General features: G+C 49.7%; 22 protein-coding genes. All 22 read right to left on the minus strand.

The window, feature by feature from the left end:
* Positions 1-12: 12 nt before the first annotated feature.
* Positions 13-5001 (minus strand): cadherin-like beta sandwich domain-containing protein, encoded by a 4989-nt coding sequence (locus tag WH37_RS33785; RefSeq protein ID WP_052737076.1) that lies wholly within the window; start codon positions 4999-5001, stop codon positions 13-15.
* Between the two features lie 178 nt (positions 5002-5179).
* Complete coding sequence (locus tag WH37_RS19190; RefSeq protein WP_046232226.1) at positions 5180-5713, minus strand: phage tail protein; 534 nt, start codon at positions 5711-5713, stop codon at positions 5180-5182.
* An 18-nt stretch (positions 5714-5731) separates the two neighbouring features.
* Complete coding sequence (locus tag WH37_RS19195; protein WP_046232227.1) at positions 5732-6229, minus strand: phage tail protein; 498 nt, start codon at positions 6227-6229, stop codon at positions 5732-5734.
* Positions 6230-6270: 41 nt separating this feature from the next.
* Positions 6271-6786, minus strand: coding sequence for a phage tail protein (locus WH37_RS19200; RefSeq protein ID WP_046232228.1), 516 nt, complete (start codon positions 6784-6786; stop codon positions 6271-6273).
* A gap of 81 nt (positions 6787-6867) precedes the next feature.
* On the minus strand, positions 6868-7341 hold the full coding sequence (locus tag WH37_RS19205; RefSeq protein WP_143088559.1) for a GNAT family N-acetyltransferase: 474 nt from the start codon (positions 7339-7341) through the stop codon (positions 6868-6870).
* Between the two features lie 293 nt (positions 7342-7634).
* Entirely contained in the window at positions 7635-8489 is an 855-nt protein-coding gene (locus tag WH37_RS19210) for a diguanylate cyclase domain-containing protein (RefSeq protein WP_046232230.1), read from the minus strand.
* Positions 8479-10578, minus strand: coding sequence for a cellulose biosynthesis cyclic di-GMP-binding regulatory protein BcsB (locus WH37_RS19215; protein ID WP_143088558.1), 2100 nt, complete (start codon positions 10576-10578; stop codon positions 8479-8481). The genes WH37_RS19210 and WH37_RS19215 overlap by 11 nt, the downstream gene beginning before the upstream one ends.
* 17 nt (positions 10579-10595) lie before the next feature.
* Positions 10596-11846 (minus strand): glycosyltransferase family 2 protein, encoded by a 1251-nt coding sequence (locus tag WH37_RS19220; RefSeq protein ID WP_046232232.1) that lies wholly within the window; start codon positions 11844-11846, stop codon positions 10596-10598.
* Between the two features lie 10 nt (positions 11847-11856).
* Entirely contained in the window at positions 11857-13461 is a 1605-nt protein-coding gene (locus tag WH37_RS19225; protein ID WP_052737077.1) for a hypothetical protein, read from the minus strand.
* 4 nt (positions 13462-13465) lie between these two features.
* Entirely contained in the window at positions 13466-14992 is a 1527-nt protein-coding gene (gene wsfD, locus WH37_RS19230) for a glycan biosynthesis hexose transferase WsfD (protein ID WP_046232233.1), read from the minus strand.
* 204 nt (positions 14993-15196) lie between these two features.
* Positions 15197-16381: a hypothetical protein gene (locus WH37_RS19235; RefSeq protein ID WP_046232234.1), complete on the minus strand. Its 1185-nt coding sequence runs from the start codon at positions 16379-16381 to the stop codon at positions 15197-15199.
* 60 nt (positions 16382-16441) lie between these two features.
* Entirely contained in the window at positions 16442-16810 is a 369-nt protein-coding gene (locus tag WH37_RS19240) for an MGMT family protein (protein WP_046232235.1), read from the minus strand.
* Between the two features lie 192 nt (positions 16811-17002).
* Positions 17003-17569, minus strand: coding sequence for an NAD(P)H-dependent oxidoreductase (locus WH37_RS19245; RefSeq protein WP_046232236.1), 567 nt, complete (start codon positions 17567-17569; stop codon positions 17003-17005).
* 100 nt (positions 17570-17669) lie between these two features.
* Positions 17670-18191, minus strand: coding sequence for a TetR/AcrR family transcriptional regulator (locus WH37_RS19250; RefSeq protein WP_046232237.1), 522 nt, complete (start codon positions 18189-18191; stop codon positions 17670-17672).
* Between the two features lie 324 nt (positions 18192-18515).
* Positions 18516-19025, minus strand: a complete 510-nt coding sequence (locus WH37_RS19255; protein WP_046232238.1) for a GNAT family N-acetyltransferase — start codon at positions 19023-19025, stop codon at positions 18516-18518.
* Positions 19026-19207: 182 nt separating this feature from the next.
* Positions 19208-20128 (minus strand): allose kinase, encoded by a 921-nt coding sequence (gene alsK / locus WH37_RS19260; RefSeq protein ID WP_046232239.1) that lies wholly within the window; start codon positions 20126-20128, stop codon positions 19208-19210.
* A 92-nt stretch (positions 20129-20220) separates the two neighbouring features.
* Positions 20221-20907, minus strand: coding sequence for a D-allulose 6-phosphate 3-epimerase (gene alsE, locus WH37_RS19265; protein ID WP_046232240.1), 687 nt, complete (start codon positions 20905-20907; stop codon positions 20221-20223).
* Positions 20908-20928: 21 nt separating this feature from the next.
* On the minus strand, positions 20929-21873 hold the full coding sequence (gene alsC / locus WH37_RS19270) for a D-allose ABC transporter permease (RefSeq protein ID WP_231594284.1): 945 nt from the start codon (positions 21871-21873) through the stop codon (positions 20929-20931).
* Positions 21874-21887: 14 nt separating this feature from the next.
* Entirely contained in the window at positions 21888-23402 is a 1515-nt protein-coding gene (locus WH37_RS19275; protein WP_046232242.1) for a sugar ABC transporter ATP-binding protein, read from the minus strand.
* Between the two features lie 74 nt (positions 23403-23476).
* A complete protein-coding gene (gene alsB, locus WH37_RS19280) occupies positions 23477-24499 on the minus strand; it encodes a D-allose transporter substrate-binding protein (RefSeq protein WP_046232243.1) in 1023 nt (340 codons plus the stop codon).
* Positions 24500-24751: 252 nt separating this feature from the next.
* Positions 24752-25201 (minus strand): ribose 5-phosphate isomerase B, encoded by a 450-nt coding sequence (rpiB, locus tag WH37_RS19285; RefSeq protein WP_046232244.1) that lies wholly within the window; start codon positions 25199-25201, stop codon positions 24752-24754.
* A 103-nt stretch (positions 25202-25304) separates the two neighbouring features.
* Positions 25305-26300, minus strand: a complete 996-nt coding sequence (locus WH37_RS19290) for a LacI family DNA-binding transcriptional regulator (RefSeq protein WP_046232245.1) — start codon at positions 26298-26300, stop codon at positions 25305-25307.
* Positions 26301-26311 lie beyond the last annotated feature (11 nt).

Genomic DNA, 26311 nt, shown 5'->3' on the forward strand with positions numbered 1-26311 from the left:
GTAAATGATCGTTTAAACTAGCTTCGAATTGGTAAGCAGCCTCTGCACCATCATGGCAATTTCCGCTCTGGTGATCAAAGCTTTAGGGGCCAGCTGTGCACCCGACCGGCCTGAAATAATTCCGCCCTGCAAGCTGTCTGCAAGGCTGCTTCTTGCCCATGCTGCCGCTTCGTTCGCATCGGCATAAGGCAGCAGCACATCCTCAGCATTTCCCGCTGGCAATCCCGCATTCAGTCCGGTAATGGACATTGCTTTCGCGATGATGACCGTCGCTTGTTCGCGGGTTATGGGCTCATTGGGCCGGAAGGTTCCGTCTTCAAAGCCATTAATCAGCTTGTATGCAACAGCCGTTCGAATCGCCTGATTATACCAAGCGGTAGCCTGCACATCAGAAAAGCCGGAAGCCTCCATTTCAAGCTTCAATCCCAGCCCTCTCACGATAATAGCCGCAAATTCCGCACGGGTAATCGACGCATTTGGATTAAACCGGTCGCCGCCCACCCCGCTGATGATCATCCGCGAGCCCATCTCATTGATTGCCTGCTCCGCCCAGTGACCAGCAGCATCTTTGAATGCCACTGGATTCCAAACCAAAGCGTATGTGCTGTTAGTGAGGCTGAATATTTTAGCCCGATAACTTCCATCTTTCTGCACGATCTTTGTTGGAACATGGCGAATGCTGCCATCTGGCTCAATTACAATCGCCGTTGTAATTCGCTGCGGATCAACAGTGCTTGGAATCGCTATTTCACGCTCGACATAAGCATTAAATTGCGTAACCTCCTGCCGTGTCGTCCCATGTACGACTTTCACTGTAAAATCAAACGGCTCTGCAATAAGCTCAAAGCCACCCTGTGCAGCGGCTGACTTCACTTCCTGCAGCCTGCTTGGGGCTAGTGCTGCCACCTCAATTTGAAACTCCAATTGTTCCAGCCCTGCTTGCTGTAAAAGCTCTCGTACAGCAGTGGAGTCTATGAGTTGTTCTATTGGCAGCGTATAGGAGGCGCTTCCCGTTTGAATATTGACAAGGGCTTGCTTTTGCTCCAGCGCCTTCATCTCTTCCCCATTGAGCTTCACGATCAAGGCACCCGAGTGGATATCCATAGGAAATGTAACGACGACGCCACTTGTTTCGTTCGCAAGCCTGTTGTTCAGCGCTGCTTGATTCACGGTCAATGTCGTTACGCTTTGATTGTTGACCATTACAGTTGAAGTTGAACCCATGTTATACACGATTCCGTTTATTAAGACATTAACGCTAGCAGTCGTTGGCGTATTCGGATTGCTCGTGCTCCCACTACTGCCTCCACCACTGGAAGGAGCAGCTGGAGTTACCGCATTAGACTGAGCAGACGAGGCACTGCTGCCCGCAATATTAAGTGCTTTTACGGTGAACGTATAACTGGTTCCGTTCGTGAGACCCGTCACCGTTATTGGGCTGCTGATACCAGAGGCTGTAATGTTTCCCGGCATCGCCGTTACTTCATACCCTTTCACCGGACTCCCTCCATTATTGGCTGGAGCAGTAAAACTAACGACTGCCTGTGCATTGCCCCCAACAGCAGTGATATTGGTAGGCGAACCAGGAACTATAATAGTTAAGCGTGTCACCTTCACCGTGTAGGTTTTAGACAGTTTTCCTGTTTCTTCTACAACAATCGTGATAGTCCGCTCTACGTCAGCATTCAGACTAATTGGGGCAGAAGCCATTCCGCTTGTTACCGCAACTCCATCCACCTTAATCGTGCCCACTCCGCTTGGCGTCACTGTGAGATTGGAGACGTTATACGGAACCGTCAATCCGCTATAGTCATACGTACCGCTGGCAAAAACAAAACCGCTTGGCGTGCCGCTCAATACAAGATTAGTGAGGTCTGATGCCTCTGCTTGCGTATAACTGACGCTGCCAATGGCGCTGTCGAGATTATTTGTCTTCGTGGCAATCGCCTTCACCGTTATTGCTGCATTGATCGTCGGCTTCGCTCCCGCATTATACTCCAGCGTCGAACCGCCTACAGCTGTCGCTGGTGTACTTCCATCCGTCGTATAGTAGATATGCTCGGCTCCTGACGACAGTATCTCCAACTCCGTACCGAAAGCGACCGCTCCCGCTGACGGATTAAACGTCGGCGTTTCCTGCGCTACCTGCTCGCGCGTCACTTTGATCACATACGTTTTTGCACTTTTTCCCGTTTCCGTTGCCACAACGGTAATCGTGCGCTCCACTCCCGGCGTCAGATTGATCGACGCCGAGGCTGTTCCGCTCGCTACCGTCGTTCCATCAACGGTTAGCGTTCCTGCTCCGCTTGGCGTCACCGTTACGCTAGCAACATCATTGGCTACCGTCACGCTGTTATATGCATACGTGCCGCCTGTGAACACAAAACCACTTGGCGTGCCGCTTAACGCGAGGCCCGTCAAATCTGCTGTCGACGCCTGCGTGTAACTCACACTGCCTACATCACTTTTCAGATTGCCCGCCTTCGTGGCAATCGCCTTCACCGTCATCGCTGTATTGATCGTCGGCTTCGCTCCCGCATTATACTCCAGCGTCGAGCCACCTACAGCTGTCGCTGGCGTACTACCATCCGTCGTGTAGTAAATGTGATCGGCTCCTGACGATACAATTTCCAGCTCCGTTCCGAATGCCACTGCTCCTGCCGCTGGATTAAACGTCGGCGTTTCCTGCGCTACCTGCTCGCGCGTCACTTTGATCACATACGTTTTTACACTTTTCCCCGTTTCTGTTGCTACAACGGTAATCGTGCGCTCCACTCCCGGCGTTAAATTGATCGACGCCGAAGCCACTCCACTTGCCACCGTTGTTCCGTCAACGGTTAGCGTGCCTGCTCCGCTTGGCGTCACCGTTACGCTCGCGACGCTATTATCTACCGTCACGCCGTTATACGCATACGTCCCGCCGGCAAACACAAACCCACTTGGCGTGCCGCTTAGCTCGAGGCCCGTCAAATTCGCTGTCGACGCCTGCGTGTAGCTGACGCTCGCAATGGCACTATTCAGATTGCCCGCCTTCGTGGCAATCGCCTTCACCGTTATCGCTGCATTGATCGTCGGCTTCGCTCCCGCATTATACTCCAGCGTCGAGCCACCTACAGCTGTCGCTGGTGTACTTCCATCCGTCGTATAGTAGATATGCTCGGCTCCTGACGACAGTATCTCCAACTCCGTACCGAAAGCGACCGCTCCCGCTGCCGGATTAAACGTCGGCGTTTCCTGCGCTACTTGCTCGCGCGTCACTTTGATCACATACGTTTTTGCACTTTTCCCTGTTTCCGTTGCCACAACGGTAATCGTGCGCTCCACTCCCGGCGTCAAATTGATCGACGCCGAGGCTGTTCCGCTCGCTACCGTCGTTCCGTCAACAGTCAGCGTACCTGCTCCGCTCGGTGTCACCGTTACACTTGCAACGCTATTGCCTACCGTCACGCCGTTATACGCATACGTCCCGCCGGCAAACACAAACCCACTTGGCGTGCCGCTTAGCGCGAGGCCCGTCAAATTCGCTGTCGACGCCTGCGTGTAGCTGACGCTCGCAATGGCACTATTCAGATTGCCCGCCTTCGTGGCAATCGCCTTCACCGTCATCGCTGTATTGATCGTCGGCTTCGCTCCCGAATCATACTCCAGCGTCGAACCGCCTACCGCTGTCGCTGGCGTACTTCCATCCGTCGTATAGTAAATATGCTCGGCCCCAGACGACAGAATCTCCAGCTCCGTACCGAAAGCGACCGCTCCCGCTGCCGGATTAAACGTCGGCGTTTCCTGCGCTACCTGCTCGCGCGTCACCTTGATCACATACGTTTTTGCACTTTTTCCCGTTTCCGTTGCCACAACGGTAATCGTGCGTTCCACTCCCGGCGTCAGATTGATCGACGCCGAAGCTGCTCCACTCGCTACCGTCGCTGCGTCTACGGTCAGCGTGCCTGCTCCGCTTGGTGTTACCGTTACGCTCGCAACGCTATTGCCTACCGTCACGCCGTTATACGCATACGTCCCGCCGGCAAACACAAACCCACTTGGCGTGCCGCTTAGCGCGAGGCTCGTCAAATTCGCTGTCGACGCCTGCGTGTAGCTGGCGCTGCCTACAGCACTAACCGGCTTGCCTGCCTTCGTGGCAATCGCCTTCACGGTCACTGCTGCGCTAATGGTCGGCTTCGCTCCCGCATTATACTCCAGCGTCGAACCGCCTACAGCCGTCGCTGGTGTACTTCCATCTGTCGTATAGTAAATATGCTCGGCTCCTGCCGAAATAATAGAAAGCTCCGTGCCGAAAGCAACCGCTCCCGCTGTCGGATTAAACGTCGGTGTGTCTTGGGGTATAGGGCTGAGCATGTTCGTCAGCGTGATGTCATCAATATTCAAGTTGGATGGCGCGAGAGTATTTGCAAAGCGCCACTGAATCGTTACAGAAGAAACATTAGAGTAGTTGTACGAGGTTCCGTTGCCCAATAAAGAAGAAATTTGATATTTTTTGTTGACTCCGCCCTCGGACAAGGCAATTACACCTGTGCTGGAGTGCGTAGCAATAACTGTATTTCCTGCATCTTTCAAAGTGACCGTAAGCAGATCGAGCATGGGGTTCACCAAATCTGCATATGCGCTGATACCCAGATTTTTAAAAGTAAAGCTGCCAAGCACGGTCTGCCCTTCTGCTTTAATAGTGAACTCGCCTGTTGTATTTGGGGACTGCAGATGCTCCGACCATAAAGAAGTTCCATCCTGCGCAAAGCCATTCGTTACTACAAACTTATCTCCCAGCTTCTTGAATCCCGATCCGCCTGAATTATCTGTCGCTAAGGAATCACCAAAATTATAAGTGCCGTCTGCTGTCCCCGCAGCTGCATTCAGACTTGCCGGAAGCAGATTAAGCATAATGGCAAGCACAAGCAGCAACACAGCAACTCTCTTGATCGTGCTGTCACGCTCTCCTCGCTTCCTTGTGACTACGCCTTTCTTCTGCCCCGCTAATTGATGCCTCATAACTGCATCTCCCCTTGTTTTAATAGAAATCTCCACATTTTTTATACACTCCCACTCAAAAAACGGGTGCTATATCCGGCATCTGCCGAGATCTCCTGCACCCGCCACAAATAAACGCCCTCTTTTTTCAAAAGAGAGACTTCCGCCACTATCCTATCTCGGTCAGCCTGTGCTTCCTCTATCCTCTTGGAGGATATTCTCCATCTAGGCATATTATGAAATTCATTGCCAAATACGGCTGCATATTGTTGTGGGGGTGATTGCCGCCTGTCGGAGTAAGCGCTAGTGGATTCATTTGCGTATTATTTGCTGCTTTATATAGCGGCCGCTGAATGGATGGCCGTCCGGATGCCTTCGTCTGCGCCCAATAATTATTTGCTGGATCATCAGAGTTTTGCTCCGCTGCAATTCCGGTAGCAATATGTGTATGGGCAGGAATTTCATTAGCCTGAAGCGTTACTGTCCCTTCTCCATCCTGCTCGCCTACCGTTCTTGATGTAAGCCCGGGACCTGCTCCCTGTCCCATAGGGGCCATCCCCATTAAATTAGGCAGAGCAAAGGTTGTCGTTCCATTTCCGCCATATTGCGTGCCAATAATAGAGAACAGAACAGTATTGGATTGAATCGGCAGTATAGCTCCGTTGCACAATGCCCATTTATACGGTGGATAATTCCCAGTAAAAATGCGTATTTCCCCTGTAAATGCATCCATATGATAAAGCTGCCTCCTTTAATTTCGCGGTGGGAATATTCCTCTAATAGCTATACAAAAATTCAGCGCCAAATACGGCTGCATATTGTTATGCGGCTGGCTGCCGCCAGCTGTGGCAATAGCTCCAGCATTCATGGAGACGTTTGCAGGAGAAGCTGCATACGGATTATAAGGTGTATCTGCCCAAACATTCCCTGCTGGAGATATTTGATCAGCCGTTTCCGAAGAAGCGGCGAGTTGGTGCGTATGCATTGGCATCTCGTTTACCGTTACGTTATGATTGGCTGCTCCTGCCGCACTACCAAGTGGAGTCCTCTGTCCGACATGAACGGGAACCCTCCCTTGTAAATTCGGAAGCGCAAAATTATCCCTACCATTCCCGCCATAAGTCGTACCAAGAATCGAAAACAACGCCTGGTTTGATGATATCGCCATAATTTGACCATTGCACGGGGCCCAGCCTTTCGGTGTAAATCCATATGGAAACGCCCTAATTTCGCCAATAAATGGTTCCATTTTCATCCTCCTATATAAATGGATCTAATAAATAAAAATAACTAATCTCGGGGTGGGAAGGCCCCAGAAAGTGCAATAATAAAAGAAATAGTCAAGGAAGGCATCATATTATTATGGGGCTGACTGCCACCGAAGAGGGAGAGGTTTCCGTAATTCATGGGAGCACGTGGAAGTGGATTGTTGCTGCTATCATTACCTGTGGAATACACGGCTGCTTTCGCCCAAGTATTATTCTGGGGAGAAGAGGCATTGCCCGCAATTTGGGCTGCTGTGGGGAAGTGAGTGTGGGCAGGCAATTGAGTAGTCGTGAGCGTGACGTTTTCTGACCCTCCCTTTGCGCCCAGGGGATAACTCGCCGTTTGATGGATGGGAAGCCTCCCTCTCAAGTCCGGTAGTGCGAAGGTGGTTTGACCATCACCGCCGTAGGTAGTGCCTAATAGCACATATAACGTTTCATTCTCTGAAATAGACATGATTTGACCTTCACATCGCGCCCAGCCCTCCGGAGCATAATTACCAGCGAACATGCGAATTTCACCAATATAAGCCTCACTCATTTTATAAATCCCCCCGATCGATCGTATAAATCTGCTGAAAATCAATAGGTGAGCCGGGCTCCTGCCCTGTCTCAGAAGCCTCTATGGCTTCCATTCCATCAACATATGCATGCCTTGCTCCTCTACCTTGTGGAACCCTAGTCTTTCGTACAAACGGCGCGCCTCATTGCCCTGCATCACATGCAGTTGAATAGGCAGCTTTTTCTCAGCTGCTTCTTCCTGAAGCTCCTGCAGCAAATACGTGCCATAACCGGAATTGCGGAAAGCAGGCAGCAGCGCCACATTTACGAGTATCATTCTATCCGCCTTGCGAACAAGCATGCAAACCCCGATTTGGAAATCATCCTTCATTAAAATATAGTTCTCCGCATCAGGATACTGCGAAGCATAGGAGCGCTTCTGCAAATCATATTGCATGCGCAAAAAGGCCTGCTGAAACGATTCCTCCCAGCCCCATGCTTCTACTTCTTCCTCCCGGGTACTCGCATAAACACGATATAGAAATGAATGATGCTTCTCCTCAGCCTGTGCCATATGGAGCCTACCTGTAAGCACCTACTATCCCCTCCTAAAATCAACAAAAAAGTGATTACCATTTTTATCTATTCCACATCTAAAATTACAATCCTCCTTATTATTCGACATTTTATATTAAATTTAACTTCCATTTACTTTAAATTTAACTTCAATAAAATGGGCCACTATTTTTCGATTATCGCATCATTCACCCAGCTCAAGCTGATGCCTTTAAAATTCAAACATCAGCAAAAAAAAGAACCCCTTAAAATCAAGGGATTCTCTCAAATTCACTATCCATCCGATATTCGTCTCTCCATTATCCTTCCCGCTTACACATCATACTCCAGTTGCTTCCGCGCCTGCACGATGAAATCGAGCGGCGTCGGGATCGCCTCTGGCTCATATTGCAGCGCCCCGATTTTCAGGCTCAGCTCCACCTTATATCTCTGTGAAAACTCAGCGGAATTAAACTCCTGGATTTTATGCCGCAAGCGTTCAATGACAATATTCGCCCCTTGGCGGTCTGTGAACAGCAGCAGCCCCCAAGTCGGATTATCCTTGCTCAGCATATAAATCGAATCATTCGTCCGGATGCTAGTCTGGCTCATCTGCGAAAGCTCGAAGATCGCTTCCGTCATTCGTTCCTCGCTGACCATCCGCCGCAGTTCATCCCAATATTTCACGTTCACGACAAGCAGCGTGAGCGGAATTTGATACCGGGTGGACAGCGCCATGAAGACGGCTGCGTCATTTTGGAACGAGCGGCTGTTGCGCAGGTTCGTATTTTCATCCATCGTCGCCAGCCTGCTGTTCGTTTTCTTGAGCTGCTCATTTTCCGTTTGGAGCTGTCTGCCCGCGAGCGTAAACATCCACGTCACCAAGGTGAACACCGGCGTCATGACGAGCCAGAAAAAATTGCCGCCGCTGATCGTATCCCCCCCTACAAGCGTTCCATACAGCGTATAGGTACCAAAGCCGAAAATAAAGAGAATGTTGAGAATCAGCCCTGTCGTCACATTCGTGAAATACGTAATGATCGCAATCAGGAAAGCGACATTTAGAAAAATAACATTTTGCAAATAACGGTCAGGATCTCCCGCTGTAAATACGATGCAAATAAAGCTGACGACGATGAGCAGCAGGAAGCCGCTGTCGGAAATAAGACTGCTCTGATTACGCCTCATCGCGATCACCCCGTCTTCTGCGATATTTGCGAGCTAGGAAAATCAGCGATACGAGCACCAGCACCATAACGAGCGCTGCCGCGATAACGAAGCTGAGCACATCGGTGCGTTCCATCACATTGCTAATGACGGAGGATTGCTCGGGCTCGACATCTTTTTTAAACCGAAATGCGTTTATATTGCCGTCCTTGTCCGTCGATACGCCATCGCCGAACACCTTCCATACCGTCCCTTGGCTGGCGACCAGCTTGGAAGCTAAATAATAATATTCCGAGCCTGCACCAGTAACGGCGAGCAAGCCATGTCCCGCCTCATACGGGGAATCAATCAGCTGCAAAGTCCCGATACGCTTGCCATAATCGGAGTCGATGCTCATTTTCTCATTGGACTGCAAGCCTGCGCCACTTGCATCATATTTGAAGTACAGCGCGTCATTATGATCACGAATTACCTTGTTGCTTTGGAATGTCCCAATCGCGATGACGTTGCGGGCCTTCAAAACATCAGCAGCGACATCATCGTTATAAAAGAGAACATCTCCCGTATTGCCTTCTGCATATTGGCCGAGCAGATTAAACAGGTTGGCTACCGTACGATAAGTGTAGGAATCTCGCTCCTTCGGCAGTACAACCGCTACCTGATTAAACGCCCCGTCCCGCAAAAAGGGATAAGGATAGTTGTTGAACAACAGCTCCGTCCGATCCTTCGTATTCAATTGCAGCACGGAATCCTTCGTCACGAAAGCCCACGGCATTTGGTTTTGATTTTGCACACAAACGGCATTTTTCAGCTCGAGATCGAAGGCGACAACGACGGAGAAGTTGCCGGAAATGTCCAGATTTTTCGGAATCGGCAGTGTAATCGAATCGCCATTGGCCAGCTCCTCCGTCAGCTTCTTGCTGCCGATTGGCGTATTGTTAATGAGTACCGTCATCATCGAACGGTCAAAATCCAGGTTTTTCGCATAACGGAAATCGAGGCTGATTTTGCTTGCATCAGCGATGGAACGGTTGGCCGGCAGCGAAACAAAATACGCTTTCTCCTGATGACGAGGGCCTTTCAGCTCATCACCTGATTCGGTCAAAACGACATTGCGGCTAATGTTGACCACAGGCGTCGATACATCCGTGCTCTCATCGACGATTTTGCGGTTGCTATCGAGCTGCCCCATTAGAGCCTGATTCGCCACAAGGCGGCTCGCCTTCACCAGCATCGCCTCATCCTTCGCGGTCACAACGAGCGCCCATTGTTCCCCTTGGCGCACAAGCTGAATCAAGCCTTTGCCGTTCAAATCCGGCGTGCCAACTGCCGTTTTCAGCCCGCTTGGGAGCTGGTCATACAACGCGACAGCCGTTACGAGCTTTTTGCCTGCATAATATTCATCATCGAAGGCAAGCAGCGGAATCGTCTTGTCCTGAAGCGTATTCGCCTTGGCAAAGCCCGACAGCGCATAGACAGCCGCTTCCATTTCTTTTGCAGACGCCAGCGATGGCACCGCAATCGTATTCAAGCTTTTGCTGACCGTATCGAGGCTCGTAAACCGCTCATTAAAATCACGGATTGAGCCGTCCAGCGGCTTGCTTACATAACGAACATCAACGCTTGAGCTGCGATACAGCTGGAGCCAATTGTCCCGCTCTTCATCAGGCGAGCAAATTTGATCATTTACAATCGTCTGGATGCTTCCTTCTGTCGACAGCGTGTTTGTGCCTTCCTCCAGCAGTTCGCGAGGAATCGTCACGCTCAGGCGCTGCTTTTTCTCTACCGTGCGGTCAGGCCGGAAGGAATAAAAGGCTACGCCGTTGATCGCCAAAGTGACGCTGGAACGGTCCTTATCGGCGAGCTGCGACACCTTATAGTCCAAATTGACAACGACGCTGCTCACATTCCAATAGGACGGTATTTGAAAAAAGTCCTGCCGCGTCGCCATCACACCCGACATGGATGTATCTGCTGTAATGAAGGGAATATCATAGCTTTCTGTTCCTACTGCCTCTGCTGCGCTTGCCGTTGCTGCTCCAAGCTGGCCCAGCTGTCCAAGCAGCAGCGCCATGCAAATGAAGGTAATGATGAATATGCGTCTTTTCATGATGCTCTCCTCCAGCTTTAATAACGTTCGGTTTTATACCATTTTGCTTCGCGCTTAAACACTAAATCCTTGAGGTAGGTATATAAGCCGTAAGCGGCAACAACCATCCACATTTGGCAATAGGATACGTACATCAGCATAATAATCCACACATTGGACAGCCTCAGCTCGCCTTTTTCCGTCGTTAGCGTAATATAAGTGCCTACAATAAACAGCGTGACCGCCAGCACCCAGAGAAAGGAGCTGAACCCGGCAATCGTCGTATGTACATAACCTAAAGCGTGAAGAATGAGCAGCAGATCAGACATGACGAGCGACGTAAGCAGCAGAAAATAAATCGATAAAAAGTATAAAATATCAAAGCGGATGTTCGTCGCCGAGCGGTCAAACAGCAAGGGGATATTTTTCACAATGACATAAATATTGCCCTTCGCCCAACGCGTTCGCTGCTTGAACCACACCTTGACCGTTTGCGGCTCCTGCTCCCAGGTGACGGCCTTCGGCTGAAACTTGATTCGGTACCCCATCATGTAAATGCGGAAGCTGATCTCGGTATCCTCGGCAATTGCCTTCACATCCCAGCCGCCAATCCGCTCGACGATATGGCGCCACATAATGAAGTTCGTGCCTGGTATCGTGCAAAGCTTGAACAGCTTCCATCTGCCTGCCTGCGCCATCCATTGGAAGGACAGCGTCTCTATGTTAATGAAACGGGTGAGCAGATTCGTATCGCGGTTCCGCGTACGGAACTTCCCGATGACCGCGCCCAGCGTATCATCATTCGTAATTTCACCGACCAGATAGCGAAGCGCTTTGCGCTCCGGCGTATTGTCCGCGTCATAAATGGCGATCAACTCGCCTCGGCTCTGCTGAAAGCCAATGTTGAGCGCATTCGACTTGCCCTTGCCGCCTGTAACCTTGTCGGTGTTGATAATAATTAAATGGCGTCCTGCGTATCTGGCCTGCACCTCGGCAAGCAGCAACGCGCTATTATCCGAAGAATTATCATTAATGACGATAATTTCGTAGCGGTCATGCGGATAATCGAGTGCAAGCAGCGATTCTACAGTCTTCGTTATGACCTTGCCCTCATTGTGTGCCGGAACCATAATCGTGACGAAAGGGGTCTCTCCCTTGATTTCCGGTACAGGCTTCCCCTCGCTCTGAATATAAAATAAATATCCGGCGATAATCAGCACCACATTGACGAGCAGAAGCGACCAAATACAGATAACGGCAATCAACATGAGGATGTCTGCGATTGTCATAGTTGTCTCCTTATTTGAAGTATTTGCGTCTGTAGAGTCGGTATCCGATCATAAAGAGGAAGCCGAATATGAGGAGCGACACAATAATAATGATGATAAAAATTTTATTTTGCACATTAAACAGCGTGGAAAAGCTTACCGTTCCCTTGTCCGCATATTCATAATCAGAGCTGACCTGACGTACCGCATCATTCAAGGCTAGCGCTTGACCATTAATCGTCAGATGTCCGCCTTGCGAAAGGATGACATGCGCCTCGGTCCGTACCTCGTGGTCGTTTTGTTTATAATCCGTGAAGGTCATCCAGCTCTCCGTAATGCTGGCGAGATCGGCACTGAGCTGCACTTCATTTTCAGCAAAATCATACGTCAGCGCCGTATTCATCGGAAGCGGCTCCCAAGCCTTACCCTCGCGGTCAAAGCCTGCAAGAAAGCTAGGGCTTATGCTGTAAAGCGACGAGGCGAAGGGCTGGGAAACGTTCGTCTGCGAACGGTACATCAGCTTCTTATTGGGCAGCAGCACCGCCGAATCGAAGAAGCCCATGCCATCCACAGCGTATTCCTTGTCGTAGGACCAGTACATTTCCGCCCCCATGCCAAGCGGGGCAATGCCGTAAGCGGCTAAAACGTCAATAAACGAGGTCATCTTCGTTTTGAGCGTCTGGTCATTTTGTCCAATAGTTGAAGCTACGACCGGCGCATTGACCAGCACAGTGCCATTTCGCGACTGGACATATTTCAGCGTTTCCAGATAGCGCTGCATCGCCGGAAAATCCGAATTGCTGAAAACCGGCTGGACGCTAATCGCAAAAGGAATGCCTGCATCATATAATGTATCGGCCATCCCGGCCAAAAGCGTTAAGTCCGAAAACGGGTAAATCTCCTTAAATAGCAGGTAGGTTTGCCCCAGCTCGGCAAGTCCAAGCCAATCTTTCAGCACATACGACATCGCCAGCTCGCTCAAATTCCCCTTCTGAAAATAAGGCACATACGCAGCATGCTCATTCCTCGCTGCGTAGGGAGAGCTCTCGTTCGCCCCGCTATTTTGCGTTGGCGTAAAGCTGCCGTATACCTCAGCCTGAGGTTTCGCTGTCGTCTGCTGCATTACGATGTATGGGGTGTTTTGCACACGCATCGCCGCATCCGAGTACGGGCCGATCGCGAGCAGCATCGTTTCCTCGCTCGGCGTTTGTTCAATGCCAATATGCAGCGCTTCCTGCTGCGAGGCAGGCAATTCCTCGCCAATGTGAAAATAATCGCCCCGATAGACTGCCCTATCCTGTACAAAAGCCGCATTCGTCAGCTCCATATCAGCTGCATTGCGTACTAGAATCACCTTGCGGTACTGCTTCAGCATGCCGCCTGAGTAACCATCCACGGAGAGGAGTGTAACCTGCACTCCGAAAGCGGCGAGCTGCTGCTGGAGCGCCTCTACATTGCCAGACTTTGGCGTGTCCTTGGCCAAGCTGTCATACAACAGCAGCACGCGGATCGGCTCCGCCTCTCTTTCTGCGGCAGCAGCGAGAGAAGAAGTAGAAGAACTATAAAGCAAGCAGAGCAACAGCAGCAGGTTCAATAGCGTTTTCGGTAATGGTTGTCTACATTTGCTTTTTTTCACCTTCTCACCTTCCCAGCCTCTCTACATGTATTTCGTTTGGCGAATCCTGCTCCTGCTCGCTATGCCATAATCTGCGGCGCACGCCGTCAGCGATGACCAAAAACGTAATGAGATCGAATGCCACGGTGAACAGAAATTCATGCTTCGCCAAATCGGCGTCCCCCGCCCCAATAATCGAGACGAATATGCCGGACAAGCCGGCCAGCATCATCATGACAATGAGCGGCAGGCGCGAAGCCCGCCTTAGATTTCGCGCCCTGATCGCCGCTATGAAAGCCGGCATATATACGGAGGCGACGACAATCATCCAGATGACGATGAAACCGAATGTTTTGGGCGCTAGCGCCTCTTTCAGCAAGCTGTAGCCGGAGAAAAAGACCGTCTGCTGGCCGAACGGCTTGCCAGCCGACTTTTCATAATTGCCCATCGCCGCGGGGCGGATAGTAAACGCATTTTTCGCTGCCAAGTTCAGCATGCTTCCAGCCTGGTTCGGATGGCTGATATAATAGCCGACAATTGCACCAAAGCCATACTGGCTATAGAAATTTTCCTCCAAAATCGGAGAATCCACATCCACCGTCGTAAACGGCTCATAATAAATGCTGTCCTTCAAAATCGCATATTGCTTGTCCATGCCGAGCGCCTCCAAGGCACCCTCCGGATCGTCCGAGCCCATCAGCACCCCGCGCGTCATCGCATGGTATTTGTTAATGTTGACGAACTCCTTCGGAATGAGCACATACGTTGCAATGCCTGCAAGCATCAGAATGGTGAGCGAAGTCAGCATGAGCACGCGGAACGTCCGCTTCACATGGATGAATAGGAAGAACAAGCCGATGACGGCAATAATGACGCCAACCGGAGCATTTTGCTGCTTGCTCGTCGTCAGCAGAAAGCCGCTTACCGTAAACACGGCGAGCATGGCGTAATCATTGTACCGCCGGCGGTAAAGCAGCAGCCCTGAGGCAAAGACGAGCATCATCATAATAAGCACGATGCCTTCGCTGAAAAAAGAGTTGAAAAACGCCGTATACCCGGTGTCTCCAAACATAAAAATCGCCAGCAGCGCGATAATATAGCCGTATTTACGGGCGATTTTCCAAGTCAGGCTCTCAACGAGCAAATAAATCGCAATGACGTAAAGAATCGTCAATATGGCCGCCTGAAACCGCACATCGAACACTTGGCTGCTTGCCAGCAGCGTGTTCAGCGCAACCGACAATTGAATAAACCATGACTGCGAGGACGTAAAGGTTGTCCCATTTTCATTGTAATATTGCAAAATGCCAAATTTCTTTACAAAGTAGCCGAGATATTGGCTGTCATAATCCGAGGCGCTAAAATACAAGCCATTGCTGTACAAAATACGGAAAAAATCCCCGTTGTCCGCCATCCCAATATACGGTGGTGTGAACAAGGCGATGATGGTAATAATCAGCACTGCTAATGCCGCAAAGCTGGCAGGCGATAGGTATCGGCTGAATAAGGCGTAGGCTCGCCGAGCGTAGTGCTTGGCCCTGTCTGCTATCATGGTGGGCGCCTTCTTTCTTAATATCTTTTTTAAAAGCATGTTGAAAAAGGCAAGCGGAGTGAAAGGTTTGAGCTGGAGAAACGGAGTGGTCGCCTTTGTCATTGGATTTCTACAGCTAAATCATTTTTAATTCAATAAATCCAGTGGCAACAGCGATCGTAAGCCAAACCTTTCACGCAGTGATGATCCTTTTTCACCATGCTTTTAGTAAGTATAAGCAAGCAAAGCCATTAGGTTGTCGAAGGAATAGGCCTGCTGAGCAGCCGTATCGCCAAAGCCGCCGAGCAGCGAGCTTCCGACCTCCTCGATCTGGAACTCATTCATTTTGCCAATACTATCGGCATATAGGGTTTGATCGCCAATCACGGAGCCAATCATCGCCGTAATCGCGTAGATGGCAGTAGAGCGCGTATCCGTTGTGGCTGCGCCTTCCCTCGTATATTGGCCATAAAGCGTACCCGCCTTAACCCTTTCCTTTATGTATCGGATGCTTTCGGCTTTTTCTTCACCCATTTCGGCTAATGCGAGCACAGTTAACAAGGATTCCACCATATTTATATGATCCGAGCTGTATTTACCCGCCCCATAATCATATCGCGTCTCATAGAAAGGGAATTCATCCGACAGATAACCGTCCTTGATGATTTTCTCCATACTAGCGATCAGCGTTTGCCGCTCCCCCGCCTCGATAGGCAGCAGTCCCAACGTCTTCAAATCGATATAGCAGAGCGTAATAAAATCATTCGTTATTTTGTAGGTTTCATCATAAAAATCATACAAATAGCCATTTTTGACATTATGCTCGTAAAAACGCTTTCCGAAGCTGTCGGCCTCCTGCATGTAGGCTTCACTTTGAAAAACGTCGCTGGCTTCATAAAGTGCCCGAATAATGCGAAGATCATCAACTGCCGCGTTCAGCGTGTAACGCTTTTGCAGCTTGGGACTGAAGCGGTAGCTGAAGGCCGCCTCCATATTAAAGGTTTGCTTGGCGAGCGTCCATTCCGCCTCAAAAGCAGACTTTTGCTGCGTTAATGCTTTATAGCGCATCATAAGTCCCGCGGACTCGCTAAGCATTTCATGCCCCGTCGTCAGCTCCGCAGTTTGCTCCGTATCCTGCAAATTCGTATAAATGCCAGCCGTTCCAGACAGCTCAGTCGTTATAAAATGATACAGCTTCTGCCGCTTGTCCTGCATCTGCAGCTTATCTCCATAATGCTGCTCTGGCAGCAATGTTATTACCGCAGGCGTTTCCTTTGACGATGCCGGGGACGCCCGCAATGAGGACGGAGTTGGCTGCTCCGAGCGTCCACATGCGGTTAACAATAACACGAACGTTATAGCGGTTAAGATCCCTTTTTTGCTCGTACCGCTTGATTTTATTTTGCGCATCCGTCTGCCTCGTTTCTCTGAATCCGGTCATTTTTGTAGAATAGATTTGCTTATCCGCGATTACAACATTTGGTCGACATCGTCCGGGTCTATATTATCCCACGCTCCCATTATGTCCGCCGGCGCCGGATTAAACCGATATTTTGCCAAATCCAGCTTTCCCTGCACACTCACCTCGATGCCCTCTTCCTCCAAACGAGACCGCTGCTCCATATTCCCCTCTTCACTCTGGATAGCTATTTCGCCTTGGGCATTGACGACGCGGTGCCACGGCAGCTGATGAATGCTGCTCTGCGTATGCAAAATCCGCACGACCTGTCGCGCCCCTCTGCGGCTTCCCGCAAGCTCGGCAATCTGCCCATAGCTCATGACAGCTCCCGCTGGAATGCTTTTTATGATTTCAATGACTCTTTTCGTAAATGGCTGCATGATGGCCTCCGATAGCAAGCTTATTTTTCTTTTGAAAAGATTGTAACATGTTTCAGCATTCGACTGATTTCTACATTTTATATTTATATTTAAATTCAACTATAAAAAGAAATTCAAAAAAGACAAACGCGTAGATCTCTAGAGAACTACGGCCTGCCTTATTTTAGAGCACATTAGATGATAATTGTCCGATCAAGCTTTGCTTGCCATGTAGGCGATTTGCTCCAGCCATGCTTTACGCGTTGCCTCATCAGAGCCTGGGACGGATTCGAGGAAAAGATGGTACATAACCTCCAGCCCGCAATATTCGAAAATCCCTTTATCCGACGTTAAACGCAGCGCCTCTCCCATGCCATTTGCTTCGTATTCCGCTTTAGACTTGCCTTGTGTGTTGATAATGACGGTCTTTTTACCCTTTAACAGCCCCATCTGCACGCCATTTACATACTTATAGGCAAAACCGTAAGAAAATACGCGCTCGATATAACCTTTCATCATAGCGGGCAGCCCGGTCCACCAAATCGGGTAAATAAACGTGATGACGTCGGCCCATTTTAAATGCTGCTGCTCCTGTTCAATATCCTCGCTCAGCCCGCCAATGATTTCACTCGCACTGACGATTGGCTGAAACCCTAGCTCATACAAATCCCGCACAACGACTTCATGCCCTTTCTTCTTCAAGCCTTCGACCGCTGTCTCCAAAATAGCGTGGTTAAAGCTTTCTTTCCTCGGATGTGCGTACACGATTAAATGATTCATTTGAATAGCTCCTCTCGATTTTCAACTCATTTTTTGTGATTGATCAATCAATTACTAATAATTAAAAAAAAGACCTACAGCAAAAGCTGTTAACAATGGTCTATTCCTTCACGAACAACTCCGGCATTTCCAGTGCCATAGCCACATTGCAGAGCATGCCTCTAGCTAAAAAATTCGTCGTACGCGCACGAGCATCGGCGATTCCTGCTTTCGTAAACGCATCCTCAACGAGCTGCTTCACCTGCCCAGTACCCTGTCTCATCGCGTCGCGAACTGGAGCTTCCCGTATCGTCTGCGCCTGCATTTGCAACAAAATTTCATTGCGCTGCGATTCCATAATTTCCTCATAGGCGCGGATTAGCCCTGACTCCAATGTAGCTGGCTCCTCTGTGTCGATGACCTGTTGAAAAGCTTTGACAATACGCTGCCAAGATACATCAAGCGCCTCCACCAGCAAGGATTCCTTCGTAAAGAAGCGATACACATAGGGCTGGGAGATCGATGCCCGCTCCGCTACTTGCGCTGTCGTTGCGCGATAATAACCGATTTCGGAAAATACCTCGATAGCCGCAGATACGATGTCGGAACGCCTGCTGGCAGCTGTTGCTGTTCCTTTTGCCATAAACGCACCATGCCTTTCACTTGGTATTGATTGATCAATCACTAACTTGATTTAAACTATATCCGATCTTTCCTAAAGTTGCAAGCCCCTTTTCAAAAAAATTTCGCATGCCCGCTTGACTCGGAGTCAGCTCCAAGTTATACGCTAATGTCATCAAGAGCAGCATCAACGGCTAGCTGCTGAAGGCATTCGCATCATCAGCGTTGACCCGGGCGGCAAGACGCTGCTCCTCATTGGGGTTTGGACGATTTTCATTATTTAGGGGTTAGTATTGTTATTGCAACGACTCGACTAGCTCCGCTGTGCCCGGCATACGCGAGCCAGCTATATTTCTTTATAATATAATACCGTGGCATATAGGCTGCCATCACCTGAACGGGCAAATTTCGGAATACGCCCCGCTTCAATAAAGCCTAGGGACTGGTACAAAATATTAGAAGGCGCTCCTTCCAGCGTATCCAGCACGAGCAGGCTTCGTCCTTCCACAACAGCCCGCTCCTCCGCTTCCTGCATCAGCAATCTGGCAATGCCTTTGCGCCGCTGCTGGGGCTGCACCATCATCTTGGCGATTTCCGCTCGGTGGGACGCATTTTGCTTTTGCGCCAGCTGGAGCTGCACGGTACCTACAATTTGCTGTCCCTCTTTGGCTACCCACAGCAATGTGCCTGGCTCCAATACGCCCTGCCAATAAGCTTTCGCATCCTCCCTGCTAAGGGGCGGCAGAAAGCCGATCGACGCTCCATCCTCTACAACTTCTACAATGAGCCCAGCTAACTCCTCTAACGTATGCTCATTCAGCTCTGTCAGCTCTTCTACTCGCAATGATTGGCCCATGTCCTCAGCTCCTCCTTTTCCATTACCGTTTCATCTTCTCTAGCATATCCAATTTGTGATTTGAGCTCAATATACGTATTTCGACCCAAGCCCCCAATAGTCGTAGGTATACATCATATGGAATAAAAAAATAAAACACCCTTGACCGGCAACAGCTTTGCCAATCAAGGGTATGTTAAACGTTATTCGCCAAGAGCCATAACGGGTTTGTTCAGGCTCTTCAGCGCATGATACGCCGCACCTATGACGCCTGATGTTTGTGAAGCCTCCACATAGGAGAGATTCAGGTTGTTTGCCGGGTACGGCTTGCGTGCATGACGATAAATATAAGTTTCCAGCGCCTCCCGCGGGAAGCCTTCCATATGAATGACGCCGCCGCCCATAATAATATAATCCGGATCGAGCAAATTAATAACCGTCGCAATCGGTATCGAGAGCGCATCCAAATACTGCTGGAGCACTTCTGTTTGCTGATGCTGCGAAAATAAATCTTGAATCTCACAATCTGCGAAATGCTCCTGCTTGATTTGCTGGAGGCGCATGCCCGAGGCGTACAGCTCCACGCAGCCCGGATTGCCGCAGCCGCATAATTCATCGCGGCCAAGGACGGGAATATGGCCGAGCTCTGCGGCTACACCATTTTTCCCCCGCAAAAATTGGCCGTTCATATAAATGGAATTACCGAAGCCCGTTCCAATATAAAAGCCGACGATGACGCCCGTATCCGGCAGCCTGCGATCAACGATTTCCTGCAGCAGCAAATTGTTTACATCATTATCGATAAAAACGGGCACTTTAAATACAGCTTCCAGCGCTTCAACAACGTTCAAATGGTCAAAGCCCGGCATGTTCGGGGTTGAAAGAACGACCTTCTTATCCTTGCTAATGATCGATGGAAAACCTAATGATACGGCGATGAGCTCGCCCTTGCAGGCGGCCAGATAGTCGCCTAGCATCGTAATCAACAGCTGGAGCGGTTCGTCCGAATCGCGCAGCAGCTGCGTTTTCTGTATATGGAACTCATGCAGCTGGCCGTCCCGTGTCACTTTTCCCAGCCGAATATGGGTCCCGCCAATATCTACTCCTAGCACAAACTCTTTCATCTTTGTATCACCCTATCCTCCTGCAGCCAATCCACTCAGCAGCTAATCGTAACCTCATTGCTAAATTGTTGCGGCATCCGCTGTCGTTAACGTTAGGAAGCGTCCTCTTTAACCAATCTATTAAAATCGTCCATCATTTTATCCCAGGCCCTGTTCAAATCATTATCGAGGTTAAACAATCCCGAAGTGCCGACAATGAATACCTCTGCTCCGGCTTCCGCCAGCTGCGCGAACGTATTTTTGTTACAGGAGCCATCAATTTCAATTAAATAGGTATAGCCATGCTCTTCCTTCAAAGCTTTCGCTTCTCTGATTTTATCGAGCATTTCCGTAATGAATTTTTGTCCGGCATAACCCGGATCAACGGTCATTATCGTAATTTTGTCCAGCAAATGAATGTAATGCTTAATATAGCTGAGCGGCGTAGCCGGGTTCAAAGCGATTCCCGCCTTGCAGCCGGCTTGTTTAATCTGGTTAATAATGCGGAAGGCATCGCTGTTGATCGTCTCGGCATGCGGGCTAATATAGGTCGCCCCAGCGTCAATAATCGCCTGAATGAAGTCCGCAGGCTTCTCTACCATTAGATGCACATCCATAGGAACCTTAAGCGAATCTCTCAACTGCTCCATGAAAAAAGGAGACAACGTAATATTTTTGACAAAATGGCCGTCCATAATATCGATATGCACCATATCGGAACGATCGTTAATAACATCAAGCTGGTTGCGAATATCCATCAGGTTCATGCACATTAATGACGGGGAAAATTGGTATTTCATCTATCATCCACTCCTAATTTTTTATCTTTTTACACCAAACAGACGATCGAGGAATACGGCCAAAATAATAAGGGCACCCATTACGATTTGCTGGTAATACGTAGGGACGCTGAGAATGTTAAGTCCATTGCTGATGACGCCGATGATGAGTCCGCCCATCACAACGCCGATAATTTTACCTTTTCCACCGAAAAAGCTAGTGCCGCCAATGATCGCTGCCGCAATCGCCTGCGTCTCATAGCCGCTGCCTGAAAGAGGCTCTGCCGCGCCTAAACGGGCTGTCATCACAATGCCTGCAATCCCTGCTGCTACGCCGGAAATAACGAATACAATCATCGTATGGCGCTTGATGTTAATACCGGAAAACCACGCGGCCTGGCTGTTGCCGCCTAGTGCATAAATGTTGCGGCCTAGCTTCGTCTTATTCGTAATGAAAATAAAGGCGAGCGCCACAATCAGCGCAATAATGACGGGAATCGGCACGGGGCCAAGCCAGCCGGCAATGCTGCTTTTGAACGCCTGTGGCAAGCCGAATACGGGCTTCGCATCCGAAATAATAAGCGTCAAGCCTCTGAAAATCGACAGCGTGCCAAGCGTAATAATGAACGGATGAAGTCCGGTTTTGTTCACCAGGAAACCGTTAATGCCTCCAAGCAAGCCGCCTACAAAAATACCGCCGATAATAATGGCGAGCACCCAATGCATGCCCGCAACCATCAGCTTAGCCGCAATCATGCCAGTGAGCGCCATAATTGAGCCGACCGACAAATCAATGCCTGCGATTAGAATGGTGAAAAACTCGCCCAAGCCCAGCAAAATATTAACCGAGCTTTGCAGCAGCACCTGCGTCAAATTGCCAGTGGTCAAAAAATATTGCGGCGACAAGATGCCCATGACCAGCGTCAGCAAAATCAAAATGCCGAATGTTCCGTATTTGCTCCAAATCACATTAAATTTCTGCATCATCGTAACTCCTTGACTTATGAAGTAGCGGCTAACATAATGTTTTCTTCGGTAGCCTCTTCAATTGATAGTGTCCCGTTCATTCGGCCTTCCCTAAATACGATAATGCGGTCGCAGACGGACAATAGCTCAGGCAGATCGGAGGAAACGACCATTACGCCGACACCGTCCTCCGCAAGCTCTCTCATAATCTTGTAAATCTCGCCTCTAGCGCCGATATCGATGCCCTTCGTCGGCTCGTCGAAAATCATCAGCTTAGAGCCTGCTGCCAGCCATTTGCCAATGAGTACCTTTTGCTGATTGCCGCCGGACAGCTCGCCGATGTTCTGCTCAATGCTCGCGCATTTAATATTGATCGAGGCTTTATATTCCTCGGCCCATTTTTTCTCCTGCTTCTCGTTAATGAGCCCCCATGTGCCGCCAAGCGACGAGGTTTTGAGCAGTCGCGATAACGAAATATTTTTCCAAATTTCAAAATTTTTCAGAAAGCCCGTTTCCTTGCGGCTCTCGGTTACATGGCCAATGCCCAGCTTGATCGCATGATACGGACTTTTGATTATGACCTCTTGCCCGAACAGCTCGATCCGCCCTTCAGCAATGGGGGCAGCGCCGTAAATCGCGTTCATCAGCTCGGTGCGGCCGGAGCCGATCAAGCCGGAGAAGCCCAAAATCTCGCCTTTTTTCAGTTCAAAGCTCACGTCCTGCACCATTCGGTCCTTGCGGGTCAGTCCCTCTACCTTCAGCAGCGTTTCCTCTCCGGTATGGATGCTGTCCTCGGGCTTCAAGTGACGCTCATTGACCGCACGGCCTACCATCATCGTAACCAGCGTTTCCTTCGTCACATCTTTAATGTCTTTGGTGCCAACATACTTCCCATCCTTCAGGACGCTCACCCGGTCGCCGATTTCAAGCAGTTCGTGCAGCTTATGGGAAATATAAATAATGCCGACGCCTAAATATTTCAATTGCCTGATGATGCCGAACAGTTTATTCGTCTCTTCTCCCGTCAGCGAGGAGGTCGGTTCGTCCATGACGATAACCTTCGCCCGCGAAGCAATCGCCTTGGCGATTTCAACCTGCTGCTTCTCGCTGATCGACAGCCGCTCAACCAAGTCCTTGGAAGACCGCTTTAAGCCGACCTTCTCGATCATTCTTTGGGCGATTTCCTCCATGTTTTTGAAGTCGACGACTGGAATGCCGAATTTTTTGATCATAGGCAGCTTTCCGACAAAAATATTCTCCGCTATAGATAACTCGTCAATCATGCTCAGTTCCTGATAGATGACGCTAATTCCGCTGTCGACCGATTCCTTCGGCGACAGCTTAGAAAAGGCCGTGCCATTAATGACGATGCTGCCCGAGGACGGCTCATATACGCCGGATAAAATTTTCATCAGCGTCGATTTGCCCGCACCATTTTCACCGAGCAATATATGCACCTCGCCTGGCTTTAGCTGAAAGGATACATCCTGGAGCGCTTTGACTCCGGAGAAATCCTTAGAAATATTTTTCATTTCCACGATATAGTCCATACTGCCCCTCCCTGAGGAATGTCCCCCTCTTGCAAGGGGGAGCCGCTTATACGCCATTCCCGGTGTTATTGCAATTACTTCGTGACCAGCTTCGACTCGACAGATACGAATTCAGGCTCCATATCGGCGCTGCCCGTCGCTTTGTCCTTCGCCAGCTGTACAAGCTTGTTCAGCGAGGAAATGCCCACCTGTGCCGGATCTTGGGCAACCGTTGCATACAGCTCGCCTGCATTGATCGAATCCAGCGCTTCCGGCGCCCCGTCTGTACCTACGACGATAACTTGGCCTTGTTTGCCGGCATTGCTAACCGCTTGAAGTGCACCAAGTGCCATTGTGTCATTCGCTGCATAAAAAGCTTTCAAATCGGGGTTTTTCTGCAAAATGTTTGCCGCTACGTCCAGTGCCTTCGTGCGATCCCAATCAGCTGGCTGGCTATCTACGATTTCAATATTCGCCGCCGCTTTGAATGCGTTGGTAGCGCCTTGTTTTCTATTTTCGCCCGACGCATTGCCTGCTTTGCCTTCAATAATCGCAACTTTGCCGCCTTCTGCGCCCAGCTTGTCGATAATCGCTTGGCCGCCTTTTTCCCCAACCTTCACATTGTCAGTCGTAACAAAGGAGAACACATAGCCGCCTGCGCTTTTCAGCTCCGTCATGTCGACTTGCTCGTCAATGTTGACGACATAGATGCCCTTCTCATTTGCTTTCACAATGCTAGGAATCATAGCGACTGGGGACAACGGTGCGAATGCGATACCCGCATAGCCTTTATCCAGCGCGTCCTCGAAAATTTTCGCTTGGCCTTGAAGATCTGCCTCGTCATTTGCTGCAAAAATATCGACATCGTAGCCTTGCGCCTTCGCTTCTGCCTCAATGCCCTCTTTCATGGAAACCCAGAACGGGTTGGATAAGGTTTTAAGAATAATAGCGAATTTCGGTTTTGCAGCATCTGTAGCGCCGCCCGCAGCGGTGTCTGTGGAAGCTGCTGGCGAGGTGCCAGAGGCTCCGTTTGTTGTACCTGCTTGATTACCGCAGCCCGCCACAATAATCGCAAGCGTCAGCATCACCATAAGCAGCATCATGTTTGTCTTTTTCATTGAAAAAACCTCCCTTGTTTAATCAAGCCGATGATTGTTTCCATTATATTGCCTCACTCATACCGCTTCGCTTCTGGTCTTTCGCGCACCCCGCCCTTTTTGATCCGCCTCCCCTGGTTCTTCTGGTTGAGATATTTGGCGTTGCAGCGTACTTATTAAGCGCTTTCATTTCGTGAAAAGCAATTAACATTCAAAGCTTGCTTAGCCTCATTCGTTTCATTCGCGTTATTATGCCCCTAGCCTTGCAAAAGATTATCCACAGGAGCCCGTTTCTTCCAGCCTGCTCATCATGTTGACTCGCTCTCCGTGCCTGCCGCCCTCAAATGGCGTTGCCAGCCAAATTTCAATAATCATCTTCGCCAGCTCGATCCCTACAACACGCGAGCCCAGCGCCAGCACATTCGTATCATTATGAAGCCGCGACAGCTGCGCCGAATAAGGTTCGCTGCATACGACAGCGCGGATGCCCTTTACTTTGTTCGCTGTAATGGAAATGCCGACGCCCGAGCCGCAGAACAGCAGCCCTTTTTCACACTCGCCGCTCGCTACCGCCTTCGCCACCTTCTCGCCATAGGTCGGGTAATCCGTCCGCTCCGTCCCAAAGGCGCCAAACTCCTTATAAGCAATGCCTTTCTCATCGAGCCACGCTTTTATTTCCTGCTTGTATTCAAATGCTGCGTGATCGCTTCCAATAGCCAACATGGTCATGCCCCCATTCAATTTCCTTTTAGGTGAAACGTTTTTCTTTAACTTTAAAAAAAAGCTTTATTATTTGGTGAAACGTTTTTCCTATTATGAAAAAAAATTATGTCGATTCTCGGATGACAAGCTCTGGCTTCAATACAATATGCTCAACTAGATGGGATTCGGCATTTATTTTTTTCAGCAGCAGCTCGCCGGCCTTTTTCCCCATTTGGTATTTCGGCTGATTAATCGTAGTCAGTGCCGGGACGACCAAGTAAGAGGTCGGGATGTTATCATAACCAACAATCGCTACATCCTCAGGTATGCGGTAGCCCTTCTGGAACAGTGCCTTCATAATGCCAAGCGCAAGCAAATCATTTGCTGCAAAAATCGAACGATACGCAAACGGCTTCTCCAGCAGCTTATCCATAAAAACATAACCCGCTTCATGACTGACCTTGCATTCGTAAACAAGCGACTCATCATAGGCAACGCCATGCAGCGCAAGCGCCTTCTTGTAGCCCTCCAGCCGATCACGGCTGTTCTGGATGCTTAAATCGCCAATGACCAGCATCACTTCCGAACGATTTTGGCTGAGCAAATAGTTCGTTGCCTCAAAGCCTCCATGAACGTTGTCGATCATCACCGAGCTGAAGCTTTCGCCTGCCTTCTTGTCGACAACTTTACGATCCACGACAACGACGGGGAAATCTTTGCGATTGTTGAACACGTCCCTGTTTTTGCCCGTTCCGAGAAAAATCAGTCCGTCGATATCCTTCTCAAACAACGTGTTCAGGTAACGCAGCTCTTTCGCCTGATCCTCATCCGTATTGCACAAAATCACACTGTAAGCATGTTCATTGAATAAATCTTCAATGCCGCGAATAATTTCTGTAAAGAACGCATTGGAGATGTCCGGCACTACGATGCCAATGGTCAGCGTCTTGCGTGACTTCAAGCTTCTAGCCGCCATGCTTGGATGGTAATTGAGCTCTTTGATCGCATTCATGATGCGCTCTTTCGTCTCCGGCTTCACATTTTTTGTCCCGTTCAACACGTAGGAGACGGTGCTGATCGCTACATTCGCTTTCTTCGCAATATCTTTTATCGTGACCATTTGCGTTTCCT

Origin of the sequence: Paenibacillus algorifonticola, assembly GCF_000971975.1 — a bacterium.
Classification (GTDB): domain Bacteria; phylum Bacillota; class Bacilli; order Paenibacillales; family Paenibacillaceae; genus Pristimantibacillus; species Pristimantibacillus algorifonticola.